General features: G+C 72.5%; 23 protein-coding genes. 6 read left to right on the top strand and 17 right to left on the bottom strand.

Annotated features, from left to right (window positions below):
* Positions 1-28: 28 nt before the first annotated feature.
* Both FB467_RS04550 and ygfZ read right to left on the bottom strand, forming a co-directional pair.
* A complete protein-coding gene (locus FB467_RS04550) occupies positions 29-430 on the bottom strand; it encodes a helix-turn-helix domain-containing protein (RefSeq protein ID WP_141784038.1) in 402 nt (133 codons plus the stop codon).
* Positions 431-589: 159 nt separating this feature from the next.
* Positions 590-1594, bottom strand: coding sequence for a CAF17-like 4Fe-4S cluster assembly/insertion protein YgfZ (gene ygfZ / locus FB467_RS04545; protein WP_228393230.1), 1005 nt, complete (start codon positions 1592-1594; stop codon positions 590-592).
* A 131-nt stretch (positions 1595-1725) separates the two neighbouring features.
* On the opposite strand from ygfZ, the gene FB467_RS04540 reads away from it, so the two are divergent.
* Positions 1726-2889, top strand: a complete 1164-nt coding sequence (locus FB467_RS04540) for an LCP family protein (protein ID WP_141784036.1) — start codon at positions 1726-1728, stop codon at positions 2887-2889.
* 9 nt (positions 2890-2898) lie between these two features.
* Here the strand turns inward: FB467_RS04540 and FB467_RS04535 are convergent, their stop codons facing one another.
* Positions 2899-3396, bottom strand: a complete 498-nt coding sequence (locus tag FB467_RS04535) for a heme-binding beta-barrel domain-containing protein (RefSeq protein WP_141784035.1) — start codon at positions 3394-3396, stop codon at positions 2899-2901.
* An 87-nt stretch (positions 3397-3483) separates the two neighbouring features.
* A complete protein-coding gene (locus FB467_RS04530) occupies positions 3484-4293 on the bottom strand; it encodes a hypothetical protein (protein ID WP_141784034.1) in 810 nt (269 codons plus the stop codon).
* Between the two features lie 62 nt (positions 4294-4355).
* On the opposite strand from FB467_RS04530, the gene FB467_RS04525 reads away from it, so the two are divergent.
* From FB467_RS04525 to FB467_RS04510, 4 genes are read left to right on the top strand one after another with little or no spacing between them, the layout of a single operon-like run.
* On the top strand, positions 4356-5072 hold the full coding sequence (locus FB467_RS04525) for a winged helix-turn-helix transcriptional regulator (RefSeq protein WP_141784033.1): 717 nt from the start codon (positions 4356-4358) through the stop codon (positions 5070-5072).
* Positions 5073-5076: 4 nt separating this feature from the next.
* Positions 5077-6027 carry a mycothiol synthase gene (gene mshD / locus FB467_RS04520; protein ID WP_141784032.1) on the top strand — a complete coding sequence of 317 codons (951 nt, stop codon included), beginning with the start codon at positions 5077-5079 and terminating at the stop codon, positions 6025-6027.
* 55 nt (positions 6028-6082) lie between these two features.
* The gene (locus FB467_RS04515) at positions 6083-8317 is read left to right on the top strand and encodes an RNA degradosome polyphosphate kinase (protein WP_141784031.1); all 2235 of its coding nucleotides are present in this window, start codon (positions 6083-6085) and stop codon (positions 8315-8317) included.
* 6 nt (positions 8318-8323) lie between these two features.
* Positions 8324-9301 carry an NUDIX hydrolase gene (locus FB467_RS04510; protein ID WP_141784030.1) on the top strand — a complete coding sequence of 326 codons (978 nt, stop codon included), beginning with the start codon at positions 8324-8326 and terminating at the stop codon, positions 9299-9301.
* Between the two features lie 27 nt (positions 9302-9328).
* On the opposite strand, the gene pstB is transcribed toward FB467_RS04510, so the two are convergent.
* The 7 genes from pstB to FB467_RS04475 form a co-directional block, all read right to left on the bottom strand.
* Positions 9329-10108: a phosphate ABC transporter ATP-binding protein PstB gene (gene pstB, locus FB467_RS04505; protein ID WP_141784029.1), complete on the bottom strand. Its 780-nt coding sequence runs from the start codon at positions 10106-10108 to the stop codon at positions 9329-9331.
* A gap of 20 nt (positions 10109-10128) precedes the next feature.
* Positions 10129-11277 (bottom strand): phosphate ABC transporter permease PstA, encoded by a 1149-nt coding sequence (pstA, locus tag FB467_RS04500; protein ID WP_141784028.1) that lies wholly within the window; start codon positions 11275-11277, stop codon positions 10129-10131.
* Entirely contained in the window at positions 11277-12239 is a 963-nt protein-coding gene (pstC, locus tag FB467_RS04495; RefSeq protein WP_141784027.1) for a phosphate ABC transporter permease subunit PstC, read from the bottom strand. The genes pstA and pstC overlap by 1 nt, the downstream gene beginning before the upstream one ends.
* A gap of 31 nt (positions 12240-12270) precedes the next feature.
* A complete protein-coding gene (gene pstS / locus FB467_RS04490; RefSeq protein ID WP_228393224.1) occupies positions 12271-13452 on the bottom strand; it encodes a phosphate ABC transporter substrate-binding protein PstS in 1182 nt (393 codons plus the stop codon).
* A gap of 183 nt (positions 13453-13635) precedes the next feature.
* Positions 13636-14625 (bottom strand): inorganic phosphate transporter, encoded by a 990-nt coding sequence (locus FB467_RS04485; protein WP_194288318.1) that lies wholly within the window; start codon positions 14623-14625, stop codon positions 13636-13638.
* Positions 14626-14628: 3 nt separating this feature from the next.
* Positions 14629-15249 carry a DUF47 domain-containing protein gene (locus FB467_RS04480; RefSeq protein WP_141784026.1) on the bottom strand — a complete coding sequence of 207 codons (621 nt, stop codon included), beginning with the start codon at positions 15247-15249 and terminating at the stop codon, positions 14629-14631.
* Positions 15250-15456: 207 nt separating this feature from the next.
* A complete protein-coding gene (locus FB467_RS04475; protein ID WP_141784025.1) occupies positions 15457-16059 on the bottom strand; it encodes a hypothetical protein in 603 nt (200 codons plus the stop codon).
* 182 nt (positions 16060-16241) lie between these two features.
* On the opposite strand from FB467_RS04475, the gene FB467_RS04470 reads away from it, so the two are divergent.
* Complete coding sequence (locus FB467_RS04470) at positions 16242-17675, top strand: cell wall-binding repeat-containing protein (protein ID WP_141784024.1); 1434 nt, start codon at positions 16242-16244, stop codon at positions 17673-17675.
* 83 nt (positions 17676-17758) lie between these two features.
* Here FB467_RS04470 and treZ read toward each other — a convergent pair whose 3' ends face one another.
* The 6 genes from treZ to FB467_RS04440 form a co-directional block, all read right to left on the bottom strand.
* Positions 17759-19588 (bottom strand): malto-oligosyltrehalose trehalohydrolase, encoded by a 1830-nt coding sequence (treZ, locus tag FB467_RS04465; RefSeq protein WP_141784023.1) that lies wholly within the window; start codon positions 19586-19588, stop codon positions 17759-17761.
* Positions 19581-20915 carry an ATP-binding protein gene (locus FB467_RS04460; RefSeq protein ID WP_170230559.1) on the bottom strand — a complete coding sequence of 445 codons (1335 nt, stop codon included), beginning with the start codon at positions 20913-20915 and terminating at the stop codon, positions 19581-19583. The genes treZ and FB467_RS04460 overlap by 8 nt, the downstream gene beginning before the upstream one ends.
* Positions 20916-20987: 72 nt before the next feature.
* A complete protein-coding gene (gene treY, locus FB467_RS04455; RefSeq protein ID WP_141784021.1) occupies positions 20988-23414 on the bottom strand; it encodes a malto-oligosyltrehalose synthase in 2427 nt (808 codons plus the stop codon).
* A gap of 39 nt (positions 23415-23453) precedes the next feature.
* Positions 23454-24446 (bottom strand): hypothetical protein, encoded by a 993-nt coding sequence (locus tag FB467_RS04450; RefSeq protein ID WP_141784020.1) that lies wholly within the window; start codon positions 24444-24446, stop codon positions 23454-23456.
* On the bottom strand, positions 24443-25432 hold the full coding sequence (locus tag FB467_RS04445; protein ID WP_141784019.1) for a hypothetical protein: 990 nt from the start codon (positions 25430-25432) through the stop codon (positions 24443-24445). Before FB467_RS04445 ends, FB467_RS04450 begins: the two co-directional genes overlap by 4 nt.
* Positions 25429-25977 (bottom strand): SigE family RNA polymerase sigma factor, encoded by a 549-nt coding sequence (locus FB467_RS04440; RefSeq protein ID WP_141784018.1) that lies wholly within the window; start codon positions 25975-25977, stop codon positions 25429-25431. The genes FB467_RS04445 and FB467_RS04440 overlap by 4 nt, the downstream gene beginning before the upstream one ends.
* Between the last annotated feature and the right edge of the window lie 25 nt (positions 25978-26002).

Genomic DNA, 26002 nt, shown 5'->3' with positions numbered 1-26002 from the left:
TAGTGGTGTGTCGGGTGGTCTGGGTGGGTCAGCCGTCGGTGCCGGTCGCGTCCCGGGCGTCGGTGGCCTCCGGCTCGTCCGCGGGATCCCCCACGAACGAGTGGTAGACGTCCAGGAGCGCCCGGCGCTGCCGGTCGTTGAGCCTCGGGTCGGCCAGGATCGCGACGGTCACGTCCGCGGGCTCGGGAGCCCCGGCCGCAGAGTCGTCCAGGATGCCGGCCCGGACGTACAACTGCTCCGCGGAGATCCGCAGGCCCTTGGCCAGCTGTTGCAGGATCTCGGCGCTGGGCCGGCGCAGACCCCGCTCGATCTGCGACAGGTAGGGGTTGGAGATCCCCGCGGCCTTGGCCGCCTGGCGCAGCGACAGCTGGGCGGCCTCACGCTGCTCGCGCAGGTAGCCCCCCAGGTCGGGAACGGGTAGTTGCTTCATGTCCCCTAGTGTGCTTGCAACTGCTAGCAGATTGCAAATCCTGGCTAGCGAGGAGCGCTATGACGTCCATCACATTCAGCGATATCGCCTGTGCCCCTATCTGATTGGCGAACCCGCCAGGTGCTAGCAGGAATCCCCGCCGTGCGTGACAGCACCGACTCAGGGCTGGACGACGAGCGTCTGCGCCGCGCTGATGCTCCCGCTGGCGAGCACTGCCGCGGGGTCGGTGTTGCGCTTGATGACCGCGAGCGCGATGGGCCCGTCCTCGTAGTGGCGGGCGACCGAGGTGACCCGCCCCAGGGCGCGGCCGCCCTCGGCCAGGGTCAGGTCGGCGCCTTCCTCCGGCAGCACGTGCCCGGAACCGTCCAGGTGCAGGAACACCAGGCGGCGCGGCGGCCGGCCCAGGTTGTGCACCCGGGCGATGGTCTCCTGCCCGCGGTAGCAGCCCTTGTGCAGGTGCACCGCGGTGCGCAGCCAGTCCACCTCGTGGGCGATCGTGCGGTGGTCGGTGTCGACGCCGGCGCGGGGGCGCCAGGCGAGGACCCGCAGGGCCTCGGCGGCCCAGGTCCCGGCGAGTGGGCGGTCCCCGACGAACTCCTCGAGCTCGGACCGGGGCACCAGGACCTCCCGCCAGGGGCGGTCGCTGCCGGGGTGGTCCTCCTCGGGGCCGTAGGTCGCGGTGTCGCCCACCGGCCCGGGCCACGGGTCGACCCAGGCGATCGGTTCACCCGGGACCGACTCGGCGCGGACCGGCTCGCCGACGGTGGCGTAGTCGACCGTGCGGTCCGCGACCTCGACGCGGAGCATGAAGCGCATCGAGTCCAACCACGCGACGACCTGCGGGGCCGCCCCCGGCTCGGTGCCGAGCCAGGTCGTCTCCCCGTCGTCCACGACGTGCAGGGCGTGCTCGATGTGTCCCTTCGGCGTGAGGATGAGCGTCTCGGTGGACCGGTGGGGCGGCAGCCCGGTGAGGTGCTGGCTGGTCAGCGAGTGCAACCAGGAGAGACGGTCCGGCCCGGTGACGGTGACGACCCCCCGGTGGGACAGGTCCACGCAGGCCAGCCCCTCGGCCAGCAGGCGCTGCTCGCGGTGCGGGTCGCCGTAGTGCGCAGCCACCCCCGCGTCGACGCCGACCGCCTCGACGGCGCCGGGCCGGTCCAGCAACGGGCTCCGCGCGGCCGGGGCCGCCTGGTCGTTGGCGTTCCTGGGGTCCTCGGGCGTTTCGACAGTCACATCAGCGTCAAGGCAGCCGCGACGTGGAAGATTCCCCGGGAAGTGGTCGTAGACTCCCGCGCATGGCAGGACGAGACGACCGCTACGACGGCGGCGGGCGGGGTGACGAGGGGTATCTCGACGACAGTTACGACGACGGGGCCTATGACGACGGTCCCTTCGACGAGAGGGCTGACGACGGAGGCTACGACGCGGCCGGTGCGGGTGCGGCGCCGCCCCGCAAGCGGCGCAGGGGCCTCCGGATCCTGCTCGTCGGTTTCGTCACCGTGGTGCTCCTGGGCATCGGGGCGGTCGCGGCATACGTGGCCTTCCTGAACCACACCGTCTCCTCCAACATCAGCCACGACCGGCTGCTCCCGGACCCCATGCTGCCGTTCGAGGGGGAGGACGGGGAGATGGTCACCCCCTCCGCGCCGCCACGGTCCGACGCCGCCGGCGACGCGCTGAACTTCCTGGTGATCGGCTCGGACAGCCGCGACCTGAGCCAGGAACGCGGGCGCTCCGACGTCATGGTCCTGGTCCACATCAGCCACGACCGCGACTCGGTCCACCTGGTGCACTTCCCCCGCGACCTGTTCGTGGAGATCCCCGGCTACTCGCGCAAGAACAAGCTCAACGCCTCCTACGCCTTCGGCGGGGCCCCGCTCCTGGTGGAGACGGTCCAGCCCCTGATCGGGGTGCCGATCGACCACGTGGCGATCGTGAACTTCGAGAGCTTCAAGGCGATGACGGACGCCATCGGCGGGGTCGACGTGAACGTCGCCGAGGGCAGCCCCGACTTCCCCGAGGGCACCACGCACATGGACGGTGAGACCGGGCTGAAGTTCGTCCGGGAGCGCTACGCGCTCAGCCAGGGCGACATCTCACGCGGACAGCGCCAGCAGGCCTTCATCAAGGCGATCATGCTCAAGGCGCTCTCCGGGTCGACGCTGACGAACCCGGCCCGCCTGGCGAACTTCGTGGACGCGGCCACCACCAACCTCGTCGTCGACGAGGCCCTCGAGGTCGGCGACATGCGGGACCTGGCCTTCGCCATGCGCGGCGTGCGCGGCGGCGACATCCACTTCGTCACCGCCCCGTGGACCGGGATCGGCAACGACTCCTACGCCGGCTCGATCGTGCTGCCGGCCGAGGACCAGTTCGCGGTGCTCGCCGAGCACCTGCAGAACGACACGATGGACGAGTACGTCGACGACGTCTCCCCCAAGTCCGGCTTCGGCGGCTGAGCGCCCGGGTCAGCCGACCCGCTTGAGCTCCGCCGACAGGTGGCTGGTGATCGACTGCCCCATGGCGGCCATGTCCATCGCCCACATCAGGTTGGAGTTGACGTAGCCGTAGAGCCGGTGGCCGGCGTTGTACTCCTTGGCGTGCGGGCTGCGCATCACCCCGTCGGTCCTCAGCTCGATCTTGGCCGGGCTGGTGGTCCCGGCATACATCTCCACGATCCCGGTCGGGTGGGTGAGCAGCAGCTCGACCTCGTTGTCAGGCAGCGGCCGCCAGAACCCCAGCTCGGTGCCCGAGGGCCGGACCTTGTTGCCCTCCTCGTCGAGCAGCCAGGACTGGGACTCCCACCGCAGGAAGGGTCGCCCGTCGTGGGTGACCGAGACCTCCTGCCCGAAGTTGTGGGACTCGATGGTCGGGTATCCCACGACGCCGGCGCCCTCCCAGTGGCCGATCAGCCAGGCCAGCGGCGCGAGGTCGGGGTGCATGGTCGGGTCGAGTTCGAAAGGCACGGCACCATCGTATGCCGAGGCGAGGGTCCGACCTGTCGGTCGCGCGTATGCCAAGGCGAGGTCCGGCCGGTCGGTCACGCCCCCCGTTCAGGCCGGCAGCGCCGCGGGCACCAGCACCCGGGCGACCGTGTAGACCAGCGGCCCGGCCACGAGGAGGGCCACGGCGGCGGCGACCAGCCGTGGGCGGGTGCCGGCCATGGTCGGCAGCACGGCCAGCAGCGCCCGCGCCGCCTGGCTGGTGACGCCGACCGCAACGCCCAGCAGCAGGCAGGTTGTCCAGGCAACGTCGGCGCCGACCAGGACCGCGGCCCCGACGGCCGCCCCGCCACCGGCCACCATCGACAGCGGCGTCAGCCAGGCCCGCGAGGCCATCCACCGCCCGGTGATGTCGGCCACCGCCGAGGCCGCGGCCGCGGCCAGGGCGGACACCACCAGGTCGGTGCCGACCTGGGTGCCAGCCAGGGGCACCAGCAGACTCCCCCCGGCGACGACGGCCAGGGCGAGCACGACGGAACTGACCGACTCCACCACCCGGGGCCGCCCGTCCCGGCGCACCAGCTGGTGGGCGAAGGCGAGCAGGAAGCTCAGGCTCACCGCGGCCGGCAACCAGCCCAGGCCGCCCTCCGGTCCGCGGAGCCGGACGAGTCCGGGCACGACGCTGCCGACCAGCAGGACGGCGCCGAGCGCCACGACGACGGAGGTCCCGACGCGGCTGGGCAGGCCCAGCGCCCCGGGCCACCCCCACGCCACGACCAGGCCCAGGAGCAGCACGCCCGCGGCCAGCTGGCGGGGTCCGGCCACCGCGCCGAGGGTCAGCACGGCACCCAGCGCCACGGTCGCCAGGGCGACGTGGACCGCGGGGGTCAGGACTGGGTTGCGCTGCTGCACGGGTCTCATGGTGTCATCACCCCGGGCCGCTCGGTGACAGCCCGCACCGGTCCGGCACCTATCCTGTCCCGGTGTCCACCCTGGCGCTGCTGACCGCGGGTCCCTCCGAGCGAGCGGTCTCCAGCGCGCTCCCGGCGCTGGAACTCCTCGCCCACCAGGTGGTCACCCTCGACCTCGACCCCGCTGCGGCGCTGCGGGAGGACGTCGCCGTGCTGCTGGTCGACGCGACGACCAGCCTGGTCCAGGCGCGCTCAACGGTGCGCACCCTCCACACGATGGGCCTCGGGGTCCCACTCGTGGGGATCTTCACCGAGGGCGGGCTGGCGGCCCTGGACGACCAGTGGCCGCTGGACGACATCCTGCTGACCACGGCCGGGCCCGCCGAGGTCCGGGCGCGGCTGCGGATGGTCCTGGCCCGCGGGGCGGCGGGCGCCCCCGCGGCCGAGACGCCGGACGCCACGTCCCCGGTGCGGGTCGCCGACGTCGTGGTCGACGAGGGGGCCTGGACGGTGCGCGCGGGCGGCCAGCCGCTGGACCTCACCTACAAGGAGTTCGAGCTGCTGAAGTACCTGGTCCACCACCCGGGCCGGGTGGTCACCCGGGAGATCCTCCTGCAGGAGGTCTGGGGGATGGACTACTACGGCGGGACGCGCACGGTCGACGTCCACATCCGCCGGCTGCGCGCGAAGCTGGGGCCGGAGCGGGAGTCCCTGATCGGCACGATCCGCAACGTCGGGTACCGCTTCGCAGGTCCCCGCGACACCCCGTCGGGTGACGTGGTGAAATAGCCCGATGGTGAACCAACCGTCCAGCGAACGGCTCCAGCCACGCCAGTCCGCGGAGGTTTCTGCCCTCGTCGTGCGGGCCACCCAGCACGACGGCGTGCGGCCGTTGTCCGAGCAGACGGTGCTCGATGTCCGCCGGTTGCCGGACGAGCCGACCCCTCCCGACGCGACCCCCGGGGTCCACCTGGTGGTCGAGGACCACCCCGGCGAGATCGACGCCCGGGTGCTCGGCTACGCCCACGTGGAACGCTCCGACCCACCCTCGGCCGAAATCGTCGTGGACCCGGAGCACCGGCGGGGCGGCGTGGGCGGGGCGCTGCTCCAGCAGGTGCTGGAGGAATACCCCGGAGTCCGCGTGTGGGCCCACGGGGACCTGGTGCCGGCCCGGAAGATGGCGGACGCCTTCGGGCTGCGACCCGTCCGGGACCTGTGGCAGATGGCCCGCCCGCTGTCCGGGGAGTGGTCCGAGCTGCCGGAGGTGGACCTGCCCGAGGGCTTCGCGGTGCGGCCCTTCCAGGTCGGGCAGGACGAGCAGGCCTGGTTGGCGGTCAACGCCCGTTCCTTCGCCGCCCACGCCGAGCAGGGGCGGATGACGCTCACCGACCTCACCGACCGGATCAACGAGCCGTGGTTCGACCCGCACGGCTTCCTCCTCGTGGAGGACCACAACGGCGACGGACCACCACGGCTGGCCGGTTTCCACTGGACCAAGGTGGAGTCCTCCGGCCAGGGCCCCACCTCCGGAGAGGTGTATGTCGTCGGCGTCGACCCGGACTACCAGGGGCGTGGCCTGGGCAAGGCGGTGACCGTCCTGGGGCTGCGTCACCTGCGGGCCTGCGGTCTGGACACCGCCACCCTGTATGTCGACGGGGACAACGAGCCGGCGCTGGCGACCTACCACCGGCTCGGCTTCGAGCGGTCCATGGTCGACGTGATGTATGCCGTCGACGGCGCCTGACCGCCCGGCCCGCTACCCCTGACGTTCCCCCCACCGACGGTGGCAGGATGGAGCCATGACGACCACCGACCCGGCAGCGCCGGACATCGTGGAATCGCCCTCGATCGTCCCGTTACCCACCATCCGGGCCGCACGCCAGCGGGCGGCCAACGGCAGGTTCATCCGGTCGGTATCCAGCTCCCCCAACGAGTCGGCCGACACCGAGGGTCTGCCTCCGGACCGGTTCCTGGACCGCGAGGTGAGCTGGTTGCAGTTCAACGAGCGGGTCCTCCAGCTGGCCGCGGACCCCGCCGTCCCGCTGCTGGAGCGGGCCCGGTACCTGGCCATCTTCGCCAGCAACCTGGACGAGTTCTTCATGGTGCGCGTCGCCGGGCTGATGCGGCGGATCGCCACCGGCATCGCCACCCGGTCGGCCTCTGGCCTGGAGCCGCGGGAGGTGCTCGACGAGATCTCGGTGGGGGCGCACGACCTGAGCGCCCAGCACGCCGCGCTCTACGCCAACCAGGTGGCGCCGCTGCTGGCCGGCGAGGGCATCACGATCGCGGGGTGGGACGACCTGACGGAGGAGGAGCAGTCCCAGCTGGGCGAGATGTTCCGCAGCACGGTCTACCCGGTGCTGACCCCGCTGGCGGTGGACCCGGCCCACCCGTTCCCCTACATCAGCGGTCTCTCGCTGAACCTGGCGGTCCTGCTGATCCACCCGCAGACCGGCCGCGAGCACTTCGCCAGGGTCAAGGTCCCGCCGCTGCTCCCGCGCTTCATCCGGATCGACTCCGGCCCGGACCACCTCTACCGCGACCGGTTCGTGCTGCTGGAGCAGCTCATCGCGGCCCACCTGGACCAGCTCTTCCCCGGGATGGAGGTGCACGAGACGTTCACCTTCCGGGTCACCCGCAACGAGGACCTCGAGGTCGAGGAGGACGACGCGGAGAACCTGCTGACCGCGTTGGAGCGGGAGCTCACCCGCCGGCGGTTCGGTCCCCCGGTGCGGCTGGAGGTGGTCGAGGACATGGACGACCACGTCCTGGACCTGCTCACCCGCGAGTTGCGGGTCAGTCCCAGCGAGGTCTACCGGCTGCCGGCGCCGCTGGACCTCACGGCGCTCACCACCATCGCCGACCTGGACCGCACCGAGCTGGCCTTCCCCGGGTTCGTGCCCAAGACCCACCCGGACCTGGCGCCGGTCGAGCGCTCGGCCCCCAGCGACATCCTGGGGGCGATGCGGGAGAAGGACATCCTGCTGCACCACCCCTACGACTCCTTCTCCACCTCGGTGCAGGCCTTCATCGAGCAGGCTGCGGCCGACCCGGCCGTCCTGGCGATCAAGCAGACCCTCTACCGGACCAGCGGTGACAGCCCCATCATCGATGCGCTCATCGAGGCCGCGGCGGCCGGCAAGCAGGTGCTGGCCGTGGTCGAGATCAAGGCCCGGTTCGACGAGGAGAACAACATCAGCTGGGCCCGCAAGCTGGAGCACGCCGGGGTGCACGTCGTCTACGGCATGGTCGGGCTGAAGACCCACGCCAAGCTGGCGCTGGCCGTGCGCGAGGAGCCCGGCGGGCTGCGGCGCTACTCCCACGTGGGCACCGGCAACTACAACCCGAAGACCGCCCGGATCTACGAGGACCTGGGGCTGCTCACCTGTGACGAGACCATCGGCGAGGACCTCAGCCGGCTGTTCAACCAGCTCTCCGGCATGGCGCCCCGCACCAAGTTCAAGCGGCTGCTCGTCGCGCCCCGCTCGGTCCGCAGCGGGCTGGTCGAGCTGGTCGAGGCCGAGGCCGCCAAGGGGCCGGACGGGCAGATCCGGATGAAGGTCAACTCGATCGTGGACGAGGCGCTGATCGACGCGCTCTACCGCGCCTCCGGCGCCGGCTGCCGGGTCGACCTGTGGGTGCGCGGCATCTGCGCGGTCCGCCCCGGGGTGCCCGGCCTGTCCGAGAACGTCCGGGTCCGCTCGACCCTCGGGCGCTTCCTGGAACACTCCCGGGTCTTCGCCTTCGGCAAGGGCAGCAGCCCGCAGGTCTACCTCGGCTCGGCCGACATGATGCACCGCAACCTGGACCGCCGGGTCGAGGCGCTCGTCCCGGTCACCGAGCGCGCCCACGTCAAGACCCTGGCCAAGCTGCTCGACCGGGTCATGTCCGAGGATGTGGCCAGCTGGCACCTTGACGGTGACGGTCAGTGGACCAGGCAGCACCTCGACGACGACGGCCAGCCGCTGGCCGACCTGCAGTCCCAGTTGATCGACTCCTACGGGCGGCGGCGCCGCCCGGGTCGCCGGCGCTGAGCACCGATGGGCAACGCACCGGGGCGGGCGGGCACCGCACGCCCGCGCATCGTCCGGGCCGCCGGGGTGATCCCGTGGCGGCGCGCCGGGGACGGCCGCCTCGAGGTGGCCCTGGTCCACCGGCCCGGCTATGACGACTGGTCCTGGCCCAAGGGCAAGCTGGAGCCGGGCGAGGACTGGGCCACGGCCGCGGCGCGCGAGACGCTGGAGGAGACCGGGCTGCGGGTTCGGCTCGGGCCGCCCCTCCCGACGGCCGAGTACCCCCTGCCCAAGGGCAACGGCCGGGCCGTGGTCAAGCAGGTGCGCTACTGGGCCGGCACGGTGCTCGGCGGCGCCGGCGAGCTGGAGCACGAGATCGACGAGGTGCGCTGGCTGCCGCTGGCCGAGGCGCGGGACCTGCTCAGCTACCCCCGGGACCGGGAGCAGCTGGCCGCCGTCGCCGGGGCCGAGCTGACCCTGCGGCTGGAGACGTGGCCGCTGCTGATCGTCCGGCACGCCCACGCGGTGGGTCGCGGGTCGTGGTCCGGGTCCGACCCGGACCGGCCGCTGAGCAAGGTGGGCGCGCGACGGGCCACCCGGCTGGTGCCCCTGCTGCGGGCCTACGCCCCGACCCGGGTGCTGACCTCACCGTCGGTGCGCTGCGCCGACACGGTGGCACCCTACGGCCGCGACGACGGGGTCAAGGTCGCCGACAAGGCGGGTCTGTCCGAGGAGGGGTATGCCGAGAAGCCGGCCCGCGCGCTGCGTCACCTGCAGCGGTTGCTGGAGCGCGGGGAGGCCGCCGCCCTGTGCAGCCACCGCCCACTGCTGCCGGAGTTGCTGGAGCCCCTGTCCCGGCACACCGTCCGCCGCCTGGAGGCCGACACGCTCACCCGGCTGGCGGAGGTCGGCATGGACAAGGGCGAGGTGCTCGCCTGCACCATGATCGGCACCGGCCGGGACGCCACGGTCCTGGCCGTCACCCGGCACCGGCCGCCGGCCTGAGCCGGCTGGTAGGCCCGCCCGGACCGATCAGCCGAACCGGCCGGAGATGTAGTCCTCGGTCGCCTGCTGCGCCGGGTTGTTGAAGATCTTGCTGGTCTCATCCATCTCCACCAGCCGGCCCGGCTTGCCGGTCGCCTCCAGGTTGAAGAATCCGGTGCGGTCGGACACCCGGGCCGCCTGCTGCATGTTGTGGGTCACGATGACCACCGTGTAGTCGGACTTCAGCTCGTTGATCAGGTCCTCGATCGCCAACGTCGAGATCGGGTCCAGCGCCGAGCACGGCTCGTCCATCAGGATCACCTCGGGCTGCACCGCGATCGCCCGGGCGATGCACAGCCGCTGCTGCTGGCCGCCGGACAGGCCCGAGCCCGGCTTGTCCAGCCGGTCCTTCACCTCGGTCCACAGGTTGGCCCCGCGCAGCGAGCGCTCCACCAGGTCGTCGGCCGCCGCGGAGCTGATCCGCTTGCTGTTCAGCTTCACCCCGGCCAGCACGTTCTCCTTGATGGACATCGTCGGGAACGGGTTGGGCCGCTGGAAGACCATGCCGACCTCCCGGCGCACGTTCACCGGGTCCACACCCGGGCCGTAGAGGTTCTTGCCGTCGATCAGCACCTCCCCCTGGACCCGGCCCCCGGGGATGACCTCGTGCATCCGGTTCAGGGTCCGCAGGAAGGTGGACTTGCCGCAGCCGGACGGGCCGATGAAGGCGGTGACCGACTTGGGCTCGATGACCATGTTGACGCCCTGCACGGCGTGGAAGGCGCCGTAGAAGATGTCGAGGTCGTTGACGTCGATTCGGGTGGACATATCAGGTAACTCCAGGGGGGTCAGCGGCCGGTCTTGGGCGCGAACAGCGCGGCGACCAGGCGGGCGCCGAGGTTGAGGATCACGACGAGGAGGACGAGCAGCAGGGCCGCGGCCCAGGCCCGCTCGAGGCTGGGGTCCCGGACGCCGGGGTTCAGCGGCCGGGTGAACATCTGGTAGGCGAACAGCGCCAGGCTGTTCATCGGCCCGGACGTCGGGTTGGTGTTCAGCGCGTGGGTGAAGCCGACCGCGACCAGCAGCGGGGCGGTCTCGCCGATCACCCGGGCGATGGCCAGGGTGACCCCGGAGGCCAGGCCGGACGCGGCCGTCGGCAGGACGACCTTGGCGACGACCCGCCACTTGGGCACGCCGAGCGCCAGCGCCGCCTCCCGCAGCTCGTTGGGCACGATCCGGAGCATCTCCTCACTGTTGCGGACCACGGTGGGGATCATCAACACCGCCAGCGCCACGGCGCCGCCGAGCGCGTTCTTGGTGCCGATCCCGAACAGGGTCGCCCACAGCGCGAAGGCGAACAGTCCCGCCACGATCGAGGGGATCCCGGTCATCACGTCGACCAGGAACCGGATGGAGTGGGACAGCTTGTTGCCGGCGCTGTACTCGACCAGGTAGATCGCGGTGAACAGCCCGATCGGGATCGAGATGATGCTGGCCAGCGCGGTGATGATGAGCGTGCCGATGACCGCGTGGTAGGCGCCGCCGACGAAGTCGCCGGTGCCCTCGGCATACGCCGCGTCGTTGACGCCGGTGACCCCGTTCATGGTCTGCTGCAGGAAGCCGGGGCTGAACGCCCGGGCGGCCCCCTCCCCGATGACGGTCCACATGACCGACACGAGGGGCAGCAGCGCCACCACGAACGCGCCGTACATCAGCAGCCGCATCACCCGGTCCGTCGCCACCCGGCTGCCGGACACCATCCGGAAGGCCACGTAGGCGACGACGAGCACGGCGAGGTATGCCGTCACGACCGCCAGGGCGGGGTGCCACAGCTGAGCCAGGACCAGGGCGAGCAGCAGCCCGCCGGCCAGGATCGTCGGCCCCAGCGCCCGGGGCGCCGGGCGGACCGGTGCGGCGACGATGCCGCTCACCCGGTCCAGCGCGTGGTCGACGACCGGGACGTCGGGAGTGTCGTGCTCGCGCGTCGTGGTGCTCATCAGTTGGCTCCCGAGAACTCGGACCGCTTGTTCACGATGTACCTCGCCAGGAGGTTCACCGCGAGGGTGATGACGAACAGGACCAGTCCCGTCGCGATCAGCTCGCTCAGCCGCAGGCCGGAGGCCTCGGGGAAGTTGAGCGCGATCTCCGAGGGGATCGTGTTGTTGCCGCTGCCGATCAGGTTCCAGGTGAACCCGCCGGTCGACAGGATGATCGCCACCGCCATCGTCTCACCGAGGGCCCGCCCCAGGCCGAGCATCGTCCCGCCGATGACCCCCGGCATACCGAACGGGAGGACCGCGGTGCGGATCATCTCCCACCGGGTGGCGCCCAGGGCCAGGGCGGCCTCCTCGTGCAGGCTCGGGGTCTGCAGGAAGACCTCCCGCGAGACGGAGGTGATGATCGGCAGGATCATCACCGCGAGCACGATCGAGGCGGTCATCAGGGTGCGCCCGGTGGCCGACCCGTCCCCGAAGATCGGGATGAACCCCAGGGCGTCCTCGAGCCAGGCATACAGCGGCACCAACTGTGGGGCGAGCACCTGCCAGCCCCACATGCCGAAGACGACGCTGGGCACCGCGGCCAGCAGGTCGATCACGAAGCCGATCGCCGTGCCGACCCGGCGCTCGGCGTAGTGCGAGACGAACAGCGCGATACCGACCGCGACCGGGGTCGCGATCACCATCGCGATGAGCGAGGCGGTGACCGTGCCGGCCACCAGCGGCCAGACGTAGGCGAAGAACCCGGCCCCGCCGGTGATCTCCTCGTCGGCGGCCCCGAGCACGGGCAGCGCCTCCCTCACCAGGAAGGCGGCCACCCCCGCCAGGACGAGCAGGATGAGCATCGCCGAGCCGAGGGACGCCCCGAAGAACAGGGAGTCGCCGGGACGCCTGGTCCTGGTCGGCCCGGCCGCTCCGCCGGCCCGGTCGGGCCGGCGGAGCGGGGGTGCGGGAGTGCTCATGCGTGACCTTTCGATCGCCGGGTGGCGGTCCTCAGTTCCCCACCGTGATGCCCTCGATGGCCGTGGTGGCCTGGGCCCGCACCTCGTCCGAGATCGGCGCCGACCCGGCCGCCTCGGCGGCCGCCGCCTGCCCGTCCTCGCTGATCACGTAGGTGAGGAAGTCCTTGACCACCTCACCGGTCTGCGCGTCCTCGTAGGAGGTGCAGGCGATGTGGTAGGAGACCAGCACGATCGGGTAGGTCCCCGACTCGGTGGTGTCGCGCGCCAGGTCCAGGGCCAGGTCGCCCTCGACGCCGGTGTCGACCGGCTCCGAGGCGTCGACGACGGCCGCGGCGGCCTCCGGGGAGAAGTTCACGAACTCCTCGCCGACCCCGACAGCGGCGGTGGTCAGGGTGCCGACCGCCGAGGCGTCGGCGTAGCCGATGGCACCCTCGGTGCTGCCGACGACCGAGATGACGCCCGTGGTCTGGGCGGCGGCCTCGCCGCCCTCCACCGGCCACGCGTCGCTGGGCTCGTGCGGCCAGGCGTCGGGTGCGGCCGCGACGAGGTACTCAGTGAAGTTCTCGGTGGTGCCCGAGTCGTCGGACCGGTTGACCACGGTGATCTCGGTGTCCGGCAGGTCGGCATCCGGGTTGGCCTCGGCGATCGCCGGGTCGTTCCAGGTCTCGATCTGCTGGTCGAAGATCTGGGCCAGCACGTCCGGGGGCAGGTTCAGCTGCTCCACACCGGGCAGGTTGTAGGGGATGGCCACCGGCGAGATGTACACCGGGATGTGCAGGGCGCCGCCGTCGCCACAGCTGTCCTTGACGGCCTCGCGCTCCTCCTCGTCCAGGTAGGCGTCGGAGCCGATCATCGGGGAGGCGCCGGAGATCAGGTTCTCCCGGCCGCCGCCGGAGCCGATGGCGTCGTAGTTGAGCCGCACGTCCGGCTGGACGGCCTGGTAGCCCGCGATCCAGGCGGTCATCGCCGACTCCTGGGAGCTGGCGCCGGACAGGCTGACCGTGCCGGACAGGGCCGCGCCGCCGCCGGCGGCGGCGGTGTCACCGGCCCCGTCGGAGCCGCTCTCGGACCCGCCGTCAGCGGGCTCCTGGGCCGCGTCCTCATTGGCCGAGGCGTCGTTGTCGGCGGTGGGGTTGTCGTCGCCGCAGGCGGACAGGGTCAGCAGTGCAGCCATCGCCAGGGCGGCGGTCGGTCCACAACGGTGGAGCTTCACGGGAGAAACCTCTCTGAGCAGTTCGGGTGCGCACGCCACGGGTCAGGACGCCCGCAGCGAGCTGGCGTCCTCGCCAACCGTGTTGACCGTAGGGAGCGGATGTGTCCCGCGTGGGGGCCGACGGTGAACGCGGCGTGAACGACGTTTGAATCTGCGACCGAGAGGTCGCCGCAGACCGCCGTCCTAGAAGATCGCGATGATCCAGTAGGTCAGCGCGGCGACGATGCCGGCGCCGGGGAAGGTGAACACCCACGCGCCGACGATGTTCTTCGCCACGCCCCAGCGGACGGCGGACATCCGCTTGGTGGCCCCGACGCCCATGATCGCCGAGGTGATCGTGTGGGTGGTGGAGATGGGGGCGTGGAAGGCCAGGCCGGCGACGTACAGCACGCTCGCCGCGACCGACTCCGCCGCGAAGCCCTGCGGCGGGTCCAGGTCGATGATCTTGCGGCCGAGCGTGCGCATGATCCGCCAGCCCCCGGCATACGTGCCCGCGGAGATCACCAGCGCGGAGGTGATGGTGACCCACAACGGGATGTGGGCTCCCTCGTGGTAGCCCCCGACGACGAGCGCGAGCACCACGATGCCCATCGTCTTCGCGGCGTCCTGCAGCCCGTGGCCCAGCGCCATCGCGGCCGCCGACGCGGTCTGGGCGATCCGGAAGTCACGGCCCAACCGGCCGGGGTGGCCGTTGCGGAAGATCCACAGGATCGCGGTCATCACCAGGTAGCCCAGGATCATGCCCGCCACGGGCGAGATCAGCATCGGGATGATGATGCTGTTCATGATGCCGCTCCACAGCACCGTGGTCCCCGCGGCGAGCGAGGCCCCGGCCATGCCCCCGATCAGGGCGTGCGAGGACGAGGACGGCAGGCCGTACCACCAGGTGAGCATGTTCCACCCGATCGCCCCGACCAGCGAGGCGGCGACGATCGCCAGTCCGGTCATGCCCGAGGGCGGGTCGATGATGCCCGACCCGACGGTCTTGGCGACCCCTTCCCCGAGGAAGGCTCCGATCAGGTTGAACACGGCCGCCATCAGCAGCGCGATCCGGGGGGTCAGCGCCCGGGTGGAGACCGACGTCGCGATGGCGTTGGCGGCGTCGTGGAAACCGTTCGTGTAGTTGAACCCCATCGCCAGCAGGATGACGACGGTGACCGGTAGCCACTCCACCGGTCAGGATTCCTTGACCGCGATGCTCTCGACCGTGTTGGCCGCCGTCTCGAACGCGTCGGCGGCAGCTTCCATCTCGTCGATGACAGCCTTGAGCTTGATGATCTGAACGGCGTCCTGCTCCTCCCGGAACAGCGCCGCGGTCATCTGCCGGTATCGCTGGTCGGCTGCGTTCTCCAGCCGGTTGATCTCGATCCAGTAGTCCTGCAGGTCCCGCATCGACTTCAGCCGCGGCATCGCCTCGGCGGTGAGCTCGGCCATCCGCACCAGGATGTCGACCTGGTCGTCGACCCCGTGCGGCAGCTCGTCGATGCCGTAGAGCACGACGATGTCGATCGCGGCCTCGAGGTGGTCCAGGCAGTCGTCCAGGCGCGAGGCGAGGGCATAGATGTCGTCCCGGTCGAACGGCGTGATGAAGGAGGTGTTCGCCTCGTTCATGATCTTGTGCGTCGCGTCGTCACCGCGATGCTCGATCTCCTTGATGCGTTCGGCCGCGGCGGAACGCTCGTCCTGGGGGAGCCCCAGGATGTCGCGCATGGCGTTGGCGCCGTCGAGCACGTGACCGGCGAGATCGGCGAAGTGCTCGAAGAAGGAGGCGTTCTGGGGCGTGATGCGGAAGCGCACGGGACCAAATAGTAGGCGTCCTGCAGATGAAAACCCAACCACGCCCGGTGACCACCCGGTTAACGTGCGCAGATGTGTGTGCCGGACCGGGAGCGCCTCACGGCGCATGGCCGCTCGTAGCGGCGTGTTGTGGGACCCGGGGCTGCCGCGGTCCGGCACACGCTAGACACTAACTCCCGGATGGGTCCCGTTGTTCCCGGCGGAGGCTCAGTGGAGGTCGCCGCGGCGCCACAACCCGGCGCTCGCCTGCAGGTCCCGGGCCGTCGACTGCAGCCGTGCCGCCCGACGCACCTGGTCCTCGGGCACCTCGCTGCCGTCCGGGCCGGCGAGACCGACGGCCACCACGTGGCAGAAGGCCGCCGCCCGGTCCAGGGCGGTCGCCAGGTCCCCCTCGAAGACACCGGTCAGGATCGCGGAGGTGAGTCGGCGCAGGTCCTCGGGGTGGGGTGGCTCGGCCACCCCCGCGATCACCCGGTAGACCTCGGCGTGGGCGGAGCCTGCGCCGAACGCCGCCGCCACCTGCTCCGGCTGCCGCTGGACCCACTCGTGGAGCAGGTAGAGCCGCCACAGCGTGCCCGGCAGCGAGCGGGCGGGCCGGTCGGCCCACATCTCGGCCACCGTGGCCAGCCCGATCTCCCGGACCAGCCCGACCAGGCGGGCGGTGACCTCCGGGTCGTCGGTCGCCCTCCCCCGGCCGACGACGACCGCCGCGGTCCGGTGCGCGGCCTCGGCCAGGTCGATCGGGTCGACCGCCCCGAGGGCAGCGTCCAGCGCCGACGGGGGCACCGGGAGCGGCTTGTGGAACCTCACCCGCCCCACAGTACGCGGCACGCGGCGACGTGCCCCGCCGGACGATCCCCGCCCCGCGTATCCGCTCCACGTATCAAACGGGTCGGCCGGCGTTCTTCCCCGATGGCGGTACCAACGGAGGTTCCCCCGGCCTCCGGTCGCCACCGGGACCCGTGTGCCCGGCCACGAAAGGGAGAACCACGATGACCCACCGCACCCGCCGCACCCCCTGGCGGCCCCTCCTGGCGACCGCCGGGACCGCGGGCCTACTCACGGTCGCGGCCGTCACCCCCGCGTCCGCCGCAACCCTGGACGACTGGGACGTCACCGGCATCCAGTTCGTCACCGCGGACTGCGCCCGCAACGAGTACGTCGTCGACGCCACGTTCACCGGCACCACCGACGACGGCGGCGGCTTCGACAAGGTCCGCGTCGAGGTCTGGGACGACGGCATCCTCAAGGACTACCGGGTCCTGGAGGTACCCGTCGGCGCCACCGTCGACACCACGGCCTTCCTCAGCTTCGTCGGCACCTACCTGACCGGTGCCCCCGGCGTCGGGATCGTGCTCGCCGACGCCGACCCGGCGGGCGAGGCCACCACCTGGCTCGACTCCCTCGACCCGTTCTTCCCCGAGGACGAGGAGGGCCCGTGCGACTTCGACGTGGAGCGGATCGGCGGCGCCGACCGGATCGGGACCGCCGCGCTACTGGCCCAGCGCTTCGTCAAGGCCGACACCGTCGTCCTGGCGCGGTCCGACACCTTCCCCGACGCCCTGACGGCCGCCCCGCTGGCCGACCAGATGGCCGGTCCGCTGCTGCTGACCCGCACCGGGAGCCTCCCGGCCGAGACGGCCGCCGAGCTCACCCGGCTCCAGCCCTCCCAGGTCATCGTGATCGGTGGCAGCGCGGCGATCCAGGACAGCGTCCTGGCGGAGGCGGCGGCCCTGCTGCCCGCCAGCTCCACGGTCTCCCGGATCGGTGGCGCGGACCGCTACGCGACGTCCGCGCTGATCGCCCAGGAAATCATCCAGGACAGCACCCCGCAGATGTTCCTGGCGACCGGGCAGGACTTCCCGGACGCGCTGGTGCTCAGCGCCCTCGCCGCCCGGGAGAGCGCGCCGTTGGTGCTGACCAAGGTCGATGACCTGCCGGACGCCACGGAGGCCTTCCTGTCCGGCGCCAGCTTCGACGACCTGTATGCCGCCGGTGGCGTCGCCGTCATCAGCGACAGCGTGCTGAACGAGGCCGCCGCCCTGGGCGGCGCGACTGCCACCCGCTACTCGGGCACCGACCGCTACGAGACCGCGGCGGTCGTGCTCCAGCAGTTCCCCGCCGAGGGCAAGGTCATGGTCGCGACCGGGGAGAAGTTCCCCGACGCCCTGACCGCCGTGCCGGTGGCCGGGCGGACCGGGGCCGGCATCGCCCTGTCCCGCCACGACGAGGTCCCCGCCAGCGTGATGACCGAGGTCGAGCGCCTGACCGACGGGTTCGCCTTCCCGCTGGTCACCATCGTCGGCGGTGAGGCGGCGCTGTCCTCCGACGTCTACGACCAGCTGCTGGCCCTGTTCGGGACGGCCGCCGCTCCCGCCGCTCCCACCGTGGGCGACACGGACGGCAACCTGCCCGACCAGCACTGAGCACGACGCCCGGCGCCCCGGATCCCTCCGCCAGGGGGTCCGGGGCGTCGGCGTGCCCGGCTGGACCCAGGTCGATCCCGCGTCTATCCCGCGTCGACCCCGCCGTCCGCTGCAGCAGGAGGGCCGCCACCGGCCCCAGCAGCCAGCACGAGGACCGACGCCGGTCCCAGCAGCGCGGTCCCGTCTCCCCGGACGGTCGTCCGTCCCCAGCCGGCCAGTTGGGCGTGCTCGACGTGGTCGTCGTGCGGCAACGCCGTCTGCCGCTCCTGGTCCCCCAGGTTGGCCAGCACCAGGTAGACACCCCGCTCGACCCGCAGCACGTCACCGCCGCCCTCCCGGAGCACGCGGCACGGCACGTCCCCGGGCGAGGCCACCAGGCCGGGGTGGTCCCGCCGCAGCGACAGCAGGGTGCGGTGCCAGGCGAGGAGCTCGGCGTGGCCGGGCGCCTGCGGCTCGGACCAGTCGAGGCGGGAGGCCTCGAGCGTGGCCGGGTCCTGCGGGTCCGGCACCTCCCGGCCCCACCCGTGGCTGGCGAACTCGCGCCGCCGACCCGCCCGGATCGCCTCGGCGAGCTCGGGCTCCTGGTGGTCGGTGAAGTACTGCCAGGGCGTGCCGGCACCCCACTCCTCGCCCATGAACAGCATCGGCGTGAAGGGCGCGGTCAGCAGCAGCGCCGCCCCCACGGCGGCCCGGTCGCGGCCGGCCAGCTGCGCCAACCGGTCACCGACCGCGCGGTTGCCCACCTGGTCGTGGGTCTGCAGCGACGCGACGAAGCGCCACGACGGCGTCTCGGCGGGGTCCACCGGCCGCCCGTGGACCCGCCCCCGGAAGGTCGAGTACGTCCCGTCGTGGAAGAACGGCAACCCGCCCAGCGCCCTCGGCAGCGCCGAGGGGTCGTCGAAGTCGGCGTAGTAGCCGTCGGTCTCCCCGGTCAGCGCCACGTGCAGCGCGTGGTGCACGTCGTCGGCCCACTGTCCGGCCAGGCCCAGCCCACCGGAGCCGGCGCCCCGGGGAGCGACCGTGCCCGGGTCGTTCCGGTCGGACTCGGCCACCACCGTCCGCGGCACACCGGTCGCCTGCGCCACCTCATCCGCGAGCGCCGCCACCTCCTCCAGCAGGGTCAGCGCACGCCCGTCGTGCAGCTCGTGCACGGCGTCCAGCCGCAGCCCGTCGAGGTGGAAGTCGGTCAGCCACATCCGGACGTTGTCCAGCAGGAACGCCCGCACCTCGTCGCTGCCGGGACCGTCCAGGTTGACCGCCGCTCCCCACGGCGTGTGGTAGCGCTCGGTGAAGTAGGGCCCGAACTGGCCCAGGTAGTTCCCGCTCGGCCCCAGGTGGTTGTAGACGACGTCGAGCCACACCGCCAGGCCCAGGCAGTGCGCGGCGTCGACGAACCGCTGCAGTGCCCGCGCCCCGCCGTAGGGTTCGTGCACGGCATACAGCGCGACGCCGTCGTAGCCCCACCCGTGCACCCCGGGGAACGCGGCCAGCGGCATCAGTTCCACGGTGGTCACGCCCAGGTCCACCAGGTGGTCCAGCCGCTCGATGGCCGCGTCCAGCGTGCCCGCCGGGGTGAACGTGCCCACGTGCAGCTCGTAGACCGAGGACCCCTCCAACGGCTGCCCGGCCCAGTCCTCGTCTCCCCAGCGGTATGCCGTGAGGTCCAGCCTGCGGGACGGGGCATGGACGCCGCCGGGCTGGGACAGCGACCGCGGGTCGGGCCGCGGGTCGCCCCCGTCCAGCGCGAAGGCGTAACGGGTGGCGCCGGACGCGTCGGTCCCGACCCGGTCCCAGTCCAGCGACCACCACCCGCCGGACCCGGACTCCATCGGGGTGCGGCGGTCCGCGTCGGGGCCGTGCACCACCTCCACCCGCGTCGCCGCGGGTGCCCACACCCGGAGCCGATCACCCATTGCCGTCCCTCGCTCCCTTCGTCCCGCCCGACGACCCGGTGTCGCCGAGCCCGGCGGCCGCCTCGGGCAGCACCAGCGGCCAGCGTTCCCCGTCGGCCGGGGTCTCGTCGGCCGCGGCGTCGCTCACGTGGCCGCGCACGTACCCGGCAAAGCCGGGGATGGTGAACTGCAGCTTGCCGTGCCCTGCCGGCACGATGATCCCCTTGTCGATCAGGCGCTCCCGGGGCACGCTGATCGCCCGGGTGGACCGTCCGAGCGTGCGGGCGATCTCCCCGCGGGCGACGGGGCCGTCCCCGTGCGTGGCCATCGCCTCGATGAAGTCCTGCTCGTACTCGGTCGCGGCCTCCCACCGCGCCTGGAACATCTGCATGATCTGGGAGGCGGCGTCGGTCAGCCCCCGGCGGACGTCCTCCACGGTGATGCGCTGGCCGTGCTCGGGCGCGGCGGCGTCCCAGGTGGTGGACCCCAGCAACTGGATGAAGTAGGGGTAGCCGTCGGCGGCCGTCCCGGCCAGCCTTAGGGCGTCCTCGTCCCAGGTCACTCCCAGCTCGGCCGCCGGACCGGACAGCGCCCGGTCGGCGGACGCCTCGTCCAGCCCCGGCACCACGACGAACCGGGACCGCTCCCCGAAGGTCGCCGCCTTCGTCAGGTGGCCCGGTGTGGACGGCAGGCCGGCGCCGATCACGGCGAGCGGCACGTCCTGGCGCTCCCCGGCGAGGTCCTGCAGCGCGTTGAGCAACACCCCGGTGTCCGGCACCGCCGGCGCGTGCAGCTCGTCCAGGAAGACGACCAACCCGGCCCCACCCCGCTCCCGGACCGCGCGGGCCGCCGACCGGAGCAGGTCCTCGACGGCGGTGACCTCTCCCCCGCGCGGGACACCCGCACCGTCGCTACCGGCCGGCTCACCCCCACGACCGGCGCCCCCGCCGTCCTTGCCCGCACGCTCGAAGTTGGCGGACGCCTTGACCCCCGGGACTCCCACCTCGACGCGGAACGACTCCAGGCGCCCCAACCAGGCCCGCTGCTCGCCCAGCCCCACCTCGGCCAGCGCCCGCGCCACGCCGCTGCCCAGGTCGGGCAGCACCCGCGCCCCCTTGACGCACGCCACCCAGGCGACCGCGAAGCCCTCCGGCCGCGCCCGGTCGGCCGCGGTCCGCAGCAGCGAGGTCTTGCCGATCCCGCGCGGTGCGGTGAACACCATCGGCGGACCGGCCATCTCCCCGTGGCGGGTCACCCGGTCCAGCGCGGTCGCGATCCGGGCCAGCTCGCGGTCACGGCCGACCAGGACCCGGGGAACCTCACCCGGTGAGTACGGGTTGGGCAGCACGGCGTTCACCTCCCCAGCGGGCGCCGGTCGGACGGTCCCACCCGACGGCAGGGCATCGAGTATAACGAAGTATCACGACCGGTCCGCGCCGTCCCGCACGAGCAGCGCGACCGGACGGTCGGCGAGGACCGTGGCCAGCGACAGCACCCCACCCTCGTGCACGGAGCCCTCGTGCACCGCGCCGTCCAGTTCGTCGCGCCACCGCCCGGGCGGGAGGGCGACCGTCGCCCCACCCCAGCCGCCGGCCGCGGCCAGGCCGTGCGGCGCGCGGGTGGCCAGCGCGGCGACCCGGTCGTCGCGGAGCACCCCGAGTAGGTGCGGACCGCCGTCCAGCGCCCGGTAGCCCGCCCCCGGGCCGAAGGCCTCGGGCCGCCGGGCGCGCAACCGCAGCGCCCGCGAGGTGACCAACAACTTCTCCCCGGCCAGGTCGGTGGGTCCGCCGCCGGCGTCGAGCGCCGCCAGGCGCTTGCGCAGCACCGCGTAGTCCACCGGCCTCCGGTTGTCGGGGTCGACGAGGGACAGGTCGAGGGACTCGCACCCCTGGTAGGTGTCCGGCAGCCCGGGGAGCACCAGCTGCAGCAGCTTCTGCCCGAGGACGGTGGCCCGGATCGCCTGCGCGCTGCCGGCCACCACCTCGCGGACCGCCTCCAGCAGCGGACCGTCCCGGCCCGCGTCCCGGGCCAGCCCGAGCACCCGCGACTCGTAGTCCTCGTCCACCGCGATCCAGTTGGTGTGCGTCTTGGCCTCGCGCATCGCCTTGACCAGGTAGTCGGCGAGCCGGTCACCGGCGACCTCCTCGCCCGCGCCGACCAGCGTCTGCCAGATCAGGTGCGCGGTGGGGGGATCGACGTCGCGGTCCCGGGCCGCGGCGGCGAACAGCTCGGTGCACCGTCGCCACCCGCGAGCGTCCCCGGCGACCGCCACCAGCCGGGCCCGCACGTCCTCGCTGCGCTTGGTGTCGTGGGTGGACAGGGTGGTCATCCCCCGTGGCCAGTGGGTGGCCTGTCGCTGCGCCCAGGTATGCAGTGCCGCCGGGTCGGCGGGCGCCGCCGGGTCCGCCCCCACCTCGTTGAGCGCGACCAGCCGGTGCCAGCGGTAGAACGCGGTGTCCTCGATCCCCTTGGCCATCACCGGCCCGGTGGTCTGCTGGAAGCGCACGACCAGGTCCCGACCGGCCTCCGGGTCGTGCCCGGCCTCCGGCTCGGTCAGCACCTGACCCAGGTCACGCACCTCCGCGGCCAGGTCGGGCCGGGCGGCTGCCGCCTGCTCCACGGTGGCGCGCAGCCGCTCCACCTCACCGGGTGCCGTGGTGTGGCCGGGCCTGATGTATATCCGGTAGCGGTCGACCCCCACGAGCAGTTCCCGCAGGGCCTCCCGCAGCCGGCCGGGCTCCGCGTGCGGCAGCACCCGGACCGCGAGCCGGTGCAGCCGCTCGACCTCCGGGCCGAGTAGGTCGTCGACGGCGGCCCGCTTGGTGCCCGCCACGACCTCCTCGAGGGACTCCGCGCCCCCGATCCCGGTCCAGGCCGCGTCGACGTCCCTCGTGGTCCCCGGGTCGACCAGGGCCGCCTGGAGCGCGGCGTTCGCGTCGTACCCGGTGGTGCCGCTCACCGCCCACTGCCGCGGCAGCTCCTCCTGCCCCTCCAGGATCTTCTCCACCCAGATGGGGGTGCCGGGGCGGCAACTGCGGCTCAGCATGGCCAGGTAGCCCTCCGGGTCGGCTAGCCCGTCCGGGTGGTCGATCCGGAACCCGTCGATCACCCCCGCGTGGTGCAGGTCGAGCAACAGCCGGTGGGTCCGCTCGAAGACGTCGGACTCCTCCACCCGGACCGCGACCAGCCCGTCCACCTCGAAGAACCGCCGGTAGTTGAGCACCGGCTCCTTCCAGGAGGCGAGCAGGTAGTGCTGGCGCTCCAGCACCGCCGCGACGTCGTCACCCTCGCGCACGGTGCTCGGCGCCACCGGGAAGGTGTGCTCGTAGTAGCGGACGACCGGTTGCCCCGCGGCCGGCCCCTCGTCGTCCCGGCCGGTGTCGAGCGTCAGCTGCCCCGCCGCGAGCACGTCGGCGAGGGGCTCACCGAGCAGCGGCAGGCCGAACCGCCCGTCCAGCGCGGCCCAGTCCACGTCGAACCAGTGCGCCGTGGCAGCCCGGCGGCCGTCGCGCAGGACCTCCCACAGCGGGGCGTTGGCCCACTCCGGGGCGACCAGCGCCATGTGGTTGGGGACGACGTCCACCACGACGCCCAGCCCCAGGTCCCGGCACGCCCCGGCGAGCCGCTCCAGGCCCTCCCGCCCGCCGAGCTCGGGGTCGACCCGGGTGTGGTCCAACACGTCGTAGCCGTGCATCGAGCCGGGCACCGCGGTCAGGACCGGCGAGAGGTAGACGTGCGAGACGCCGAGGTCGGCCAGGTAGGGCACGACCCCGGCGGCGTCGTCGAAGGTGAACCCGGCGTGCAACTGCAGCCGGTAGGTGGCGGTCCACGATGTCTCGGTGCTCATCGGGACCAGTCTGTCAGCCGGCGCTGTCAGTCGGTGCCGTCAGTCTGTGCCGTGCTCCGGGTCCAGCACGGCGAGGTTCTCCGCCGCCTTCTCGGAGATCTCCCGTGCGGCTTCCTCGGCCTCCTGCGGGGAGTCGGCGGTGACCGTGGCGGCGACCAGGTAGTCCCCGACCCGCACCACCGCGCTGGTCTGGTAGACGCCCAGCGGTGTCAACCCTCCCGCACCGTCGTCCTCGGTCCGCTCGAAGGTCTCGAACACGAACCGGTCGGGATCGTCCTCGTGCCCCTGCCAGGTGCCGGGTAGCTGGTCCACGTCCCAGGCGAAGTGGAGGTTGTCCGCCCGCAACCCCTCCATCGCCGCCGGCGCGTCCTGCCACCCGGTGACCGTGATCTCGGCGGTCAGCGAGGCCAGGTCCTGACCATCGGCGTAGTAGAACCAGTTCTGTCCGGCGACCGGGGTGGCCCCGGTGTCGTGGGCAGCGTCGTTGCCGACCATCCCGGCGACCGGCGGCATGTTGTCACCCGTGAGGTGCTGCTGTGGGTCGCCCAGGTCGTCCAGGAAGGCCACCCCCGTCGGCCTCGGGTCGGGGATCTGCCAGTCACCGTGCGACGGTTCGGTCTCCCCCTCGGTCGTGCCGAGGTCCTGCTCCTCCTGGGTCAGCGGCGGCGAGGCCTCCTGCCAGGGCACGGCCCCTTCCTGCGCGGTCGGCTCACCGTCCCGCTGCAGCAGCGGGTCGCCGGCCTGCCCGACTGACTCCTGCGCTACCGAGTCCGGCTGGGAGGCCGTGTCCAGCAGGTCCGAGGTGCCCGCCAGCGGGTCGACGGCCTGCCAGGTCGCGACCAGCGCCACTGCCGCCATCCCGGTGACCGCCACCGTGGCGACCGCGTGCCGGCGACGCTGTCGCGCCACCTTGCGGTGCGTGGTGCTGATCAGGCCGGGTGCGTCGAATCCCTCCCCCGCCGTGGACAGTGCGCTGCGCAGCCACTGTTCGAGCTCTGGGTCCGGCGCCCTCGGCGCCTCGGTCGTCCTCATCGTTGCGTCCCCCCGTGCTCCGGGTCGAGAGCCGCGAGGTTCTCGGCCGTCTTCTCGGCGATCTCGGTCGAGGCGTCCTCGGCCACCCCCGGGTCCGCGTCCTGGACCCGCACCGCCACCAGGTAGTCACCCGTCCGGACCACGGACACGCTCACCGAGGTGTCCGACATGTAGCCGAACCCCGGGTAGGCCTCGTTGAGGTAGTAGTCCTCCTCACCGGGGCGGCCCGGCCAGGACGTCTCGGCCTGCACCGACTCGTCGTTGTCGTCCAGGTCCCAGGCGCAGAACAACTCGTCCGCCCGGAGCCCGTCCATCGCCCCGACGCCGTCCTCCCAGCCACTGACCGTGATGGTGACGGCCGGGTAGTCGGCATCGTCGGGGTAGTAGGTCCACTCCGCAGTGCCCGACGACTCCATCGCGTCCTCGGCGATGTCCGCCCGGTCGCACGTCATCGAGCCCAGGACCGGACTCGTCCGCCGGTAGGCCGACATCTCCTGCGGCTCCCCCAGGTCGTCCAGGAAGGCGACGCCCGTCGGCCGCGGGTCCGGGATCTCCCAGGCGTTGCCCGAGTCGGTGTCGGACTCCTCCGCACCCTCAGGCACGGGCAGCTCCCCGTCCTGCCACGGCGGCGTCGTGGGCGCCTGCGTGGTCGGCGCAGCGTCGTCCGTGGCGGTCGACGCGTCCCCCGTGGCCGGGTCGTCCCCGGCGTCCCCGTCCGCCGCGCCCTCGCTCGGCCCGGCGGGCAGCGGCTGGACCGCCTGGTCCTCGATCATCGTGCTGACCAGCACCCCACCGCCGATCAGGCCCGGCACGAGCACGGCCGCCGCGGCCAGCGTGCCGACGGCGCGCCGGCGCCGGATCCGCCCGGCCCGCTCGTGGGTCCCGGCGACCAGCGCCTCGTAGTCGAACCCGTCCGGTGCACCGTGCATCGCCTCGCGCAGCGTGTCATCCAGACTCTTGCGCGGAGTGCGTCCCTCCCCATTCATTGCGTGGCCCCCTGTCCTGCATGCTCCGGCATCAGCCGGCGCAACGATTTCATGGCGTTGTGCGCTGCGCTCCGGACCGCCTGCTCCGAGCAGTCCAGCGCCCGCGCGATCTCCGCGTCGGGCAGGTCCTCGTAGTAGCGCAGCGCGATCACGGCGCGCTGCCGCTCCGGGAGTTCGCGCAGCATCCCCAGCACCGCATCGCGGTTGCTGACCCCCGTGGACACGTCGTCGCGCAGCTCGGGGCTGCCCGTCGGCGGTCGGTCGGCCGTGACGACCTCGTGCGAGACGACCTCGGTGTTCCACCGGCGCCGCTTCTTGCTGATCAGCGTGTTGACCATCGTGCGACGCACGTAGGCGTCGATGTTCGTCGCCTCCGACACCTTGGCCCACTTGGTGATCACCGTGGCCAGGGTGTCCTGGACGAGATCCTCCGCATCCGCCTTGTTGCCCGTCATGGCGTGGGCCAGTCCGACCAACCGCGGCATGGCCGAGGCGACGTACGCCTCGACCTCTGCCCGCTCGGCGCTTCGGCCGAACAGTCTCATCGCCTCGTCCTCAAGTCCACAACCT

The sequence above is a fragment of the Ornithinicoccus hortensis genome, from assembly GCF_006716185.1.
Taxonomy (GTDB): Bacteria; Actinomycetota; Actinomycetes; order Actinomycetales; family Dermatophilaceae; genus Ornithinicoccus; species Ornithinicoccus hortensis.
This window is presented reverse-complemented; position numbering and strand designations above follow the sequence as displayed.